Genomic DNA, 4,044 nt, shown 5'->3' with positions numbered 1-4,044 from the left:
GTCAGCGCCGCGGCCAGCACGGCCGCCCCGCCCACCCGGTAGACCAGGTGCTTGCCCGCGACGACCTCGGCGGCGCGCTGGACGGCGGCGGTCGCGGCGAGCAGCACCCCGGCCCCCGCGAAGATCAGCGCCACGCCCGGCCACACCGGTGCCGCGTCCGCGCCCTTGGTGACGGTGGCGGCGCTGGTCAGCACGGCGACGAGCAGCCCGAACACCGCGAGCAGCCAGCCCGCGAGGACGCTGCCCCGGCGGCTGCGCAGCGGCAGCGCCAGCACGGCGGCCGCGAGCAGGCCCGCGAGCGCCCACCGCGCGGGCGTGCCGGGGCCGCCCGGGTCGAGGGCGAGCAGGTCGGCGGCGGTCGCGGGCTCGACGTACCGGTTCAGGCCCGCCTCGGTGAGCAGGCGGGACGGGTGCAGCAGGAGGCCGGCGGCCCACGGCAGCATCAGCAGCGGCGGCACGGCGAGCGCGATGGCGAGGTCGCGGCGGCCCTGCCGGTGCGCGGGGCGGTCGAGCAGCGCCCACACCATCCCGGCCATCAGCGCGGCGATGACCCAGACGAGCGGGACGAACGCGGTGGCGACGGCGAGCAGCAGCGCGACCGTCCAGGCGGCCCGCGCCGCGCGCTTGCGGCGCGTCCGGGCGTCGAACCGGGCGGCCTCCACGCGCGGGAACCCGTAGACGCGGGCGGCGTACAGGCCGATCAGCGGGAGCAGGACCAGGACGACGGCCGTCCCGAGGCGTCCGCCCGCGATGGCGCCGGTCGCGGCGGGCAGCAGCGCGTACACGGCGGCGAACCACACCCGGACGGCGGCGACGGGCACACGGCGCCCGGCGGCCGCGCGGGCGCGGCGGCCGGTCAGCGCCGACTCGGTCACCAGCAGCCGGGACGCGCGGTAGGCGGTGAGGCCGGCCAGCGGCACGCTGCCCAGCAGCAGGATCGACACGACCAGCCACGGCTTGCCGAGCAGGACCGTCGACAGCACCGCGAGGACGCCGACGTACGGCGGGCTCCCCGCGTCCGTGCCGAGCCCCACCGGATGCCAGCCGGACAGGTACTGCTCCCACAGGTCGCTCGCGCCGCCGCTCCACGCGGGCACGAGCGCGCCGCCGCCGAGCCGCCCCGCCGCCGTGAGCAGGTCGCGCTCCGCGACGGCCGCGACGGCGGTCAGCGCGAGGACCAGCAGGACCCCCGGCCGGGCGAGGAACCGGCGGACCGGGCCGGGCTCGTCCGCCGTGATGTCCTCTTCCTCACGTTCGTGCTCGTGGGCGGCGAGATACTCCGACATCGCCTCGACGGCCCGGCGCAGCACCAGCCGGCGCGGCTGGAAGCGCCGGATGCTGCGGTGCGCGCGGGTCCGGCCGTCCGCACGGGCGGCCCGCGCCCGCCGCAGCCGCCCCGGGTCGCGCAGCACGTCCGCGAGCGCGCGCAGCTCCTCGCGCGCCGCGCCCGGCCGCTTGGTGACCACCAGGAACAGGGCGTGCGCCAGCGACGCCCAGACGTTGCGGGCGAGGGCGCGCAGCATCGCCGGAAGCGGCTGGTTGGCGAGCAGCGTGAACAGCGCGTTGCGGCGGTCGCGGCGCGCCGGATGCTCCGCCGTCATGCCGATCTCGCGGACGCCCCGGCGGGCCGCCTCCGCGTGGTACACGACCGCGTCGGTCGCCGTCACCACCCGGTGCCCGGCCGCGTGCACCCGCCAGCAGAAGTCCAGGTCGTCGCGGAAGACGCCGTACTCGACGTCGAAGCCGCCGAGCCGCTCCCACACGTCCCGGCGGACCAGCATCCCGGCGCTGCCGACCGCGAGGACGTCCCGGACGCCGTCGTGCTGGCCCTGGTCGAACTCGTCCTTGTCGAGACCGCGCTCGCGGCGCCCCGCCGTGTCCACGGTGACGCCGACCTCGCGCAGGACCCGCCGGTCGTCCCAGTCGCGGACCTTCGGGCCGAGCACCGCGATGTTCGGGTCGGTGCCCGCCGTCCGCAGCAGCTGCGCGAGCGCGTCGTGGGCCGGCGCCGAATCGTCGTGCAGCAGCCAGACCCACTCGGTCCTCGGGTTGCCCGGCTCGTCGTCGGGGACGGGCGCGGACGCGGCGTCCTGCCGGAGCGCCTCCGCGACGGCCTCCCCGTACCCGGTCGTGCGCGGCAGCGTGAGGACCTTGCCCGCCCCGACGACCTCCGCGAGCACGGCCGGTCCGCGGTCGCGGCTCCCGGTGTCCACGATCACGACGCGCTGCGCGGGCCGCGCCTGCGTGAGCAGCGCCTTCAGCGTCTCCGGAAGCCACCGCGCCCCATCATGGGCGACGAGGACCGCCGTGACGACGTGGCGATCGACAGAGGGGGCCAATGATCGCTCGATCTGTGCGGACGACAGGGTCGTGGCGGAAAAATACAGCAGCCGTGCCGGCCCCGGGGCCGGCACGGCTGCTTACTGTACGCGCGGCCGCGCGGGGCACGCTCCGGATCCACCGAGATCCGGGCGCGCGGCCGGGACGTCCCGCCGTCCTAGACGGCCTGCCGCTTCAGCTTGCGCCGTTCCCGCTCGGAGAGTCCCCCCCAGATGCCGAAACGTTCGTCGTGCTGCAGCGCGTACTCAAGGCACTCCGTACGCACCTCGCACGCCCGGCACACCTTCTTGGCCTCGCGAGTCGAGCCGCCCTTCTCCGGAAAGAACGCCTCCGGGTCCGTCTGCGCGCACAGGGCGCGCTCCTGCCAGCCCATCTCTTCGCCGTCTGTGCCGTGCGCCAGCGGGATGACCACCTCGCTCACAGCGCACCTCCCTGCCCGTGGAACCCCCTGGTCAATGCCTTCCCTCCGGTTCCTTCCCCCGAGAAGGCATTGAAACTACACGGACGAAATTACACGCGTGCAGCGACTGCCCCGTCAAGCCGGAGAGCATTCCTGGGCGACAAAACGGGTTATGCCGGGACGACCTTTCGCTGAAGATCGGTTAATCCGGCGGCCGGCGGCGCGCCGCGATCACTGCGGAGGCGTCGGACGGTTGTCCCGGTACCAGTCGCCGCCCTGATCGGCGCCCGGCGCCGGCTGCGTGCCCTGCGGGCCCTGGTCCTGACCGGAGCCGCCGTAGGCGCGCGTCCACTCGCCCATCTCCTCCTGGTCGGCGGCCGGCTGCTGCTGCGGCTGCTGCGGCTGCTGACCGGCCTGGTAGCCGCCGCTCTGCGCGCCGTACTGCTGGTAGTCCTGCTGCCCGTACTGCTGCGGCTGGCCGTACTGCTGCTGCCCGTACTGCTGCTGGGCCTGCTGCCCCTCCGCGCCCGGCTGCTGCCCGTACTGCTGGTACTGCTGCGGCTGGCCGTACTGCTGCGGCTGCTGCTCGAAGCCCTGCTGCTCGAAGCCCTGCTGGCCGTACTGCTGCTGCTGGCCGTACTGCTGCTGGCCCGGCTGCCCCTGCTGGTACCCGAAGTCCGGGTAGCCCTGCTGCATCTGCTGCTGGGGCTGCGGGCGCGGCGGCTGCATCCCCTGGAACACGGTGAAGACGAACCAGCCGCCGGCACCGACGACGGCCAGCTTCCCGGCCCCCTCCAGGAACGCCGACAGCTTCGTCAGCGCCGAGATGTAGTCGGAGTCGGCGAGCATCCCGCTCAGCCACGAGATCACCCCGAACAGGGAGATGCCGCCGAGGACGCCGAGCGCCCCCATCGTGATCGTCCGCGCCTGCGGCGTCGGGGTCTCCCCCCACGTCACCAGGACCACCGCCAGGACGAGGACGCCGACGAGCACGATCTGCAGGAACGTCCCGCCCTGCGTCTCGCCCAGCGCGCGGCCGGTGAACGAGCCGCCGCCGCCGAGAAGGGAGATCAGGCCCGCGAGCAAGTGCAGTCCCGCCGCGGCGAGCAAAAGCCAGGCGGCCGGTTCGCGCAGGCGCTGGACGGCTTCCTTGTTCACGGTGAATTCTCCAGACCGAGGCAATCCATTACACCGCAAAGCTTTGCATAGAGTCGCCCGGGGTAGCGACCCCCCGGTCCCCGTAGGGTTGGGGGCATGAAGATCGTGTGTCTGGCGGGCGGGATCGGCGGGGCCCGGTTCCTGCG

3 protein-coding genes are annotated in these 4,044 nt (G+C 74.6%); all 3 read right to left on the bottom strand.

Annotated elements, in window-relative coordinates; genetic code table 11:
- The coding region (locus E1284_RS39145) for a glycosyltransferase family 2 protein (RefSeq protein WP_131945188.1) at positions 1-2,339 on the bottom strand (2,339 nt) is incomplete at its 3' end.
- 158 nt (positions 2,340-2,497) lie between these two features.
- Entirely contained in the window at positions 2,498-2,713 is a 216-nt protein-coding gene (locus tag E1284_RS39140; protein ID WP_171064042.1) for a WhiB family transcriptional regulator, read from the bottom strand.
- A gap of 258 nt (positions 2,714-2,971) precedes the next feature.
- Positions 2,972-3,898, bottom strand: a complete 927-nt coding sequence (locus E1284_RS42750; protein WP_207924218.1) for a hypothetical protein — start codon at positions 3,896-3,898, stop codon at positions 2,972-2,974.
- Between the last annotated feature and the right edge of the window lie 146 nt (positions 3,899-4,044).

The organism is Actinomadura bangladeshensis (assembly GCF_004348335.1).
GTDB classification, from domain to species: Bacteria; Actinomycetota; Actinomycetes; order Streptosporangiales; family Streptosporangiaceae; genus Spirillospora; species Spirillospora bangladeshensis.
Note: the sequence above shows the minus strand (reverse complement) of the source record. Positions and strands in the feature narration are given on the sequence as shown.

Coding starts and splice junctions, on each gene's coding strand:
- E1284_RS39140 (WP_171064042.1), bottom strand. CDS start 2,713: ATGGGCTGGCAGGAGCGCGCCCTGTGCGCGCAGACGGACCCGGAGGCG.